Source organism: uncultured Aquincola sp. (assembly GCF_964001545.1).
GTDB lineage: Bacteria > Pseudomonadota > Gammaproteobacteria > Burkholderiales > Burkholderiaceae_C > Aquincola.
The window spans coordinates 1-5,622 of sequence record NZ_CAXFDV010000756.1; the positions used below are offsets into that span (position 1 = coordinate 1).

Annotated in this window: 5 protein-coding genes; 4 read left to right on the forward strand and 1 reads right to left on the reverse strand. The window is 71.2% G+C overall.

Annotated elements, in window-relative coordinates:
* The coding region (locus ABNT58_RS26470) for a proton-conducting transporter membrane subunit (protein WP_348756363.1) at positions 1–992 on the reverse strand (992 nt) is incomplete at its 3' end.
* 116 nt (positions 993–1,108) lie between these two features.
* Between ABNT58_RS26470 and ABNT58_RS26475 the strand changes: the two genes are divergently transcribed.
* The 4 genes from ABNT58_RS26475 to ABNT58_RS26490 all read left to right on the forward strand — a co-directional run.
* Positions 1,109–2,635 (forward strand): fumarate hydratase, encoded by a 1,527-nt coding sequence (locus ABNT58_RS26475; RefSeq protein WP_348756364.1) that lies wholly within the window; start codon positions 1,109–1,111, stop codon positions 2,633–2,635.
* A gap of 43 nt (positions 2,636–2,678) precedes the next feature.
* Entirely contained in the window at positions 2,679–2,921 is a 243-nt protein-coding gene (locus tag ABNT58_RS26480) for a hypothetical protein (protein WP_348756365.1), read from the forward strand.
* Positions 2,922–2,962: 41 nt separating this feature from the next.
* Positions 2,963–3,385, forward strand: a complete 423-nt coding sequence (locus tag ABNT58_RS26485; protein ID WP_348756366.1) for a putative toxin-antitoxin system toxin component, PIN family — start codon at positions 2,963–2,965, stop codon at positions 3,383–3,385.
* 72 nt (positions 3,386–3,457) lie between these two features.
* Positions 3,458–5,622, forward strand: a 2,165-nt coding sequence (locus tag ABNT58_RS26490; RefSeq protein WP_348756367.1) for a transcriptional regulator, incomplete at its 3' end; no start/stop codon positions are given.

A 5,622-nucleotide genomic window follows, 5' to 3' on the forward strand; every position in this document is an offset into this window, starting at 1 on the left:
GCCACCGCCGACAGCGGCGAGCCCAGGCCGATGAGGAAGGTGATCAGCCCCAGGTGGCTGATGGTGGAGTAGGCCAGCAGGCCCTTGAGGTCGTGCTGGAAGATGGCCACCCAGGCCGCGAACACCAGCGTGGCCAGGCCGGCGCCGGCCACCAGCCACTCGAACATCGGCGTGCCGCCGATGACCGGGTACAGCCGCGCCAGCAAAAACACGCCGGCCTTGACCATCGTGGCCGAGTGCAGGTAGGCCGAGACCGGCGTGGGCGCGGCCATGGCCTGCGGCAGCCAGAAATGGAAAGGCAGCTGCGCACTCTTGGTGAAGCAGCCCAGCAGCACCAGCACCAGCGCCACCGGGTACAGCGCATGGGCCTGCACCTGCGCGCCGCGGTCCAGCATCTCGGACAGCTCATAGGTGCCCGCCATCTGCCCCAGCAGCAGCACGCCGGCCAGCAGCGCCAGGCCGCCGCCGCCGGTAATCGCCAGCGCCATGCGGGCGCCGGCCCGCGCCTCGGGCTTGTGGCCCCAATAGCCCACCAGCAGGAAGGAAGAGATGCTGGTCAGCTCCCAGAACACCACCAGCAGCAGCAGGTTGTCGGCCATCACCACGCCCAGCATGGCGGCCATGAACAGCAGGAACTGCGCGTAGAACTTGCCGGCCGGGTCGTCGGCATGCAGGTACCAGGCGGCATACACCACCACCAGCAGGCCGATGCCGGTGATCAGCCAGACGAATAGCAGCGCCAGCCCGTCGAGCCGAAAGCCCAGCGTCAGGCCGATCTCGGGCAGCCAGGGCTGCTGCCACAGCAGCGTCTGGCCGGCGAACACCGCCGGCGCCAGCGCGCTGACCATCGCCAGGCAGACCAGCGCCACCGCGCCGGCCAGCAGCGCGGCCGCGCGGCGCCGCGCGGGTGACGGGCCATGGCCCACCCAGGCCACCAGCGGCACGCCCAGCAGCAAGGGCAGCACCACCGCCCACACCAGCAATCCGTTCATCTTCTGGGTGCCCTCCTCCGGCACAGCGGGGTTCGTGCGCCCTGCGGCGCCGAGGTTCCGTGCGGGCGCCGATAATCGCCCCTGCCCCATCCGAACACAGTCGCCAGCAAGCCATCATGACCACGACGATTCGCCAGCAAGACCTGATCGAGAGCGTAGCCGCCGCGCTGCAGTACATCAGCTACTACCACCCGACGGACTACATCGCCCACCTGGCCCGCGCCTATGAGCGCGAGCAGAGCCCGGCCGCCAAGGACGCGATCGCGCAGATCCTGACCAACTCGAAGATGTGCGCCGAAGGCCGGCGCCCCATCTGCCAGGACACCGGCATCGTCAACGTCTTCCTCAAGATCGGCATGGACGTGAAGTGGGAAGGCTTTTCCGGCTCCATCGCCGACGCGGTGAACGCCGGCGTGCGCCAGGGCTACCTGAACCCCGACAACGTGCTGCGCGCCTCGGTGCTGGACGACCCCATCTTCGCGCGCAAGAACACCAAGGACAACACGCCGGCCGTGGTGCACATGGAAGTGGTGCCCGGCAGCACGGTGGACGTGATCGTCGCGGCCAAGGGCGGCGGCTCGGAGAACAAGAGCAAGATGTACATGCTCAACCCCAGCGACGACATCGTCGACTGGGTGCTCAAGACGGTGCCCACCATGGGCGCCGGCTGGTGCCCGCCGGGCATGCTGGGCATCGGCGTCGGCGGCACCGCCGAGAAGGCCGTGATGATGGCCAAGGAAGCGTTGATGGAAGACATCGACATGTACGAGCTGCTGCAGCGCGGCCCCAGCAACAAGCTGGAAGAACTGCGCATCGAGCTGTACGAGAAGGTCAACGCACTGGGCATCGGCGCCCAGGGCCTGGGCGGCCTGACCACGGTGCTGGACGTCAAGATCAAGACCTTCCCCACCCACGCGGCCAGCAAGCCGATCGCGATGATCCCGAACTGCGCGGCCACCCGCCATGCGCACTTCGTGCTGGACGGCAGCGGCCCCGCCTACCTGGAGCCGCCCAGCCTGGACCTGTGGCCCGACGTGAAGTGGCAGCCCGACTACAACAAGAGCAAGCAGGTCGACCTGAACACGCTGACGCCGGCCGAAGTGGCCAGCTGGAAGCCGGGCGACACGCTGCTGCTCAGCGGCAAGCTGCTGACCGGCCGCGACGCCGCGCACAAGCGCATCCAGGACATGCTGGCCAAGGGTGAGCCGCTGCCGGTCGACTTCACCAACCGCGTCATCTACTACGTGGGCCCGGTCGATCCGGTGCGCGACGAAGTGGTGGGCCCGGCCGGCCCGACCACCGCCACCCGCATGGACAAGTTCACCGACATGATGCTGGACAAGACCGGCCTGATCGCGATGGTGGGCAAGGCCGAGCGCGGCCCGGTGGCCATCGATTCCATCAAGCGCCACAACAGCGCCTACCTGATGGCCGTCGGCGGCGCCGCCTACCTGGTGGCCAAGGCCATCAAGGGCGCGCAGGTGGTGGGCTTTGCCGACCTGGGCATGGAAGCCATCTACGAGTTCGACGTCAAGGACATGCCGGTGACCGTGGCCGTCGACGCCACCGGCACCAGCGTGCACCAGACCGGCCCGAAGGAGTGGCAGGCCAAGATCGGGAAGATCCCCGTTTCGGTGGTGTGATCCACCACGGGCCGCCCGACCCCAGCAGCCAAGGAGTCCTGCGATGACCACGGTCCAGATCACCTTGCCGGACGAGCTGGCGGAGAAGGCGGCCAGCGCCGGCTTGCTGTCGGCCGAGGCGATGGAGGCCATGCTGCGCGAGCAGCTGCGCCGCCGCGCCGGCGATGCCTTGCAGGCGATGTGGCAGCGCCAGCCTGCCGATGAGCTCACGCCCGAGATCGAACAGGAGATCGTCGACGAGGTGCGCCAGGTGCGTGCCGAGCGGCGCCTGCGCGGGGCCCCTTGATGGCCACCTCGCCCTTGGGCGCAGGTCCACCCATCCGTCTTGTGCTCGACACCAATGTGGTGGTGGCGGGCCTGCTATGGAACGGGCCGCCCAGGCGTGTGATGGAGCTGGCCATCGCTTCTGGCGAAGGACCTGCTGTGGAGCTGTTCAGCAGCGCGGTGCTGCTGGATGAGCTGGCCCACACGCTGGCCTATCCGAAGTTCGCCGGCCGCATCGCCGGCTTCGGCACCAGCGTAACGGCTCTGGTGACGCACTTCACCGCGCTGGTCACGCTGGTGGTGCCGGCGAGTGTGCCGCGCGTGGTGGCCAATGACGCGGACGACGACCACGTGATCGCCGCCGCCGTGGCAGCGCGTGCCCAGCTCATCGTCACTGGCGATCGCAAGCACCTGCTGCCCATCGGCTCGCACAGAGGAATCGCCATCGTCGAAGCGGCCGACGCGTTGAGCCGCCTCGGCGCCTGAGCGCTTTCCCGCCCTGTCGCCACCCGGGCGCCGGGCCACAATCTCGGCTTCGGCCCGCAGTTCAAGCCCGAGATGAGTTTTCCCCGCACCAAGATCCAGCCGCCGCGCCCGCGTGTGGGGGCCTTGGTCGAGCGTCGCGGGCTGGAAGCGCGGCTGGGCCCCGCGCTGCTCACCCACCGGCTGGTGCTGGTGTGCGCCGCGGCTGGCTACGGCAAGACGGCTGCGCTCTCGCGGCAGATCGACCGCCTGCCGCCCGGCACCGCCCATGCCTGGGTGGCGGCCGACGAAGGAGACGACCTGCACCGGCTGCTGGCCTGCCTGGTGGCCGCGCTGGAGCCTTACGACCCGCCCTGGCGCATCGCGCCCGAGGCCGTGGTGGCGCTGGCCGCCTCGGACGACCCGCGCCAGCGCCATGCCGCAGCGGCCGAGCTGCTGAATGCGCTGGACGCCTGCGAGGTGCCGCACGGCCTCATCGTGCTGGACGACATGCACCGGGTGGACGATGCGGCGGTGTTCGACTTCATCGACCAGTTGCTCGAGCACCTGGGCCCGCGCTGGACGCTGGTGATTTCCAGCCGCACCGAGCCGCCGCTGTCGCTGGCCCGCCACCGCGTGCGCGGCGAGCTGGCCGAGTTCAAGCAGGGCGACCTGCAGTTCAGCCGCGACGAGGTGCGCGCGCTGGCCACCGCCACCGGGCTGGACCCCGGCCTGGCCGACCGGCTGTGGCAACGCACCGCCGGCTGGGCGGTGGGCCTGCGGCTGGCCGTGAGCGCCGCACGCGAGCCCGGCGGCGCGCTGCGCCGCGCCACCATCGACCGCCATGTGTTCGAGTTCTTCGCCACCGAGGTGCTGGAAGAGCTGCCGGTGGCGCTGCGCGACTTCCTGCTGCACACCTCGGTGCTGCCCGAGCTCACGGCCGCACGCTGCGCCGCCGTCACCGGCCTGCCGCCGGGCACCGCCGCCGCGCTGATGGAAGAGATCGAGCGCCGGGGCCTTTTCGTCAGCGTGCTGGAGGTGGACGACGACAGCGACGAGCAACCCACGCTGACGCTGAAGCTGCACGACCTGTTCCGCGACGCGCTGGAACACCGGCTGCAGCGCGGCCGGCCGCAGGAGCTGGCGGCCCTGCTGCAGCGCGCCGCCGCCACCGAGCCCGACCCGATCCGCCGCATCGGCCTGCTGCTGCGCGCCGGCCAGCATGCCGAAGCGGCCGAGGTGCTGATGGCCCACGGACCGGCCCAGCTGGCCGAAGGCGCGGTGGCCAGCGTGAGCCGGCTGGTGCAGCAGTTTCCGGGCGACTGGGCGCAGCAATCGCCCGAGCTGCAGCGCGTGCGCGGCCTGGCCGCCTGGGCGCGCTGGGACTTCACCGAGATGCTGGACGCGATGCGCCAGGCCGAGGCCGCCTGCGAAGCCCGCGGCGACGAAGCCGGCCGCCAGGCCGCCCAGGCCTACCAGGCGCTGGCCCTCAATGCCTTCGGCCGCATGCACGAGGCCGGCCAGCGCCTGAGCGTGCTGCGGCGCGAGGCGCTGTCGCCCGATGCGCGCATCGTGGTGTTGGTGGCCTGCTCGTGGCATGCGCTGGAGGTGGGCGCGCTGCACCGCGTGGGCCCGGTGCTGGGTGAGCTGATGGACCTGCTGGAGGGCGACCCGCGCATCGAAAGCTGGTACCACTGCGTGCCGCTGCCGCGCTTCAACGGCCTGCCGGGCACCGCCGGCCCGCTGCAGCGCTATGCCGACGGCGTGCTGCGCGTGGCCGGCGACATGCCCACGCCGCTGCGCGCCAGCGCGATGGTGCAGCACGGCTGGCGGCTGCTGTGGCAGGGCCGGCTGGACGAGGCCGAAGAGGCCTGGCAGCGCGGCTGCGCCGATGCCGCCTGGGTGGGCGATCCGGTGAACCTGCGCCACCACCTGCAGGCGCTGGCCGTGGTGCTGCATGCGGTGCAGGGCCGGCGGGCCCAGGCGCTTGATCTGGCGCGCGCACGGCTGGCCGAGATGCCCGCCGGTTACAGCGCCTGGGCGCACTGGCAGGTGCAACTGCAGGCCGCCCGCATCGCCGCGCTGGTGGACGAGCTGCCGCTGCTGGCCGCTTGCCTGAGCACACTGCAAGCCCTGCCCACGCGCCCCGGCGACCTGGCGGTGCAGGCCGGCACCCGCCTGCTGCCGCCGCTGCGCGGCCACCTGGCGCGGCTGCAGGGCCGCTGGGCCGCGGCCATCGACCACTGGCGCGAGGCACTGGC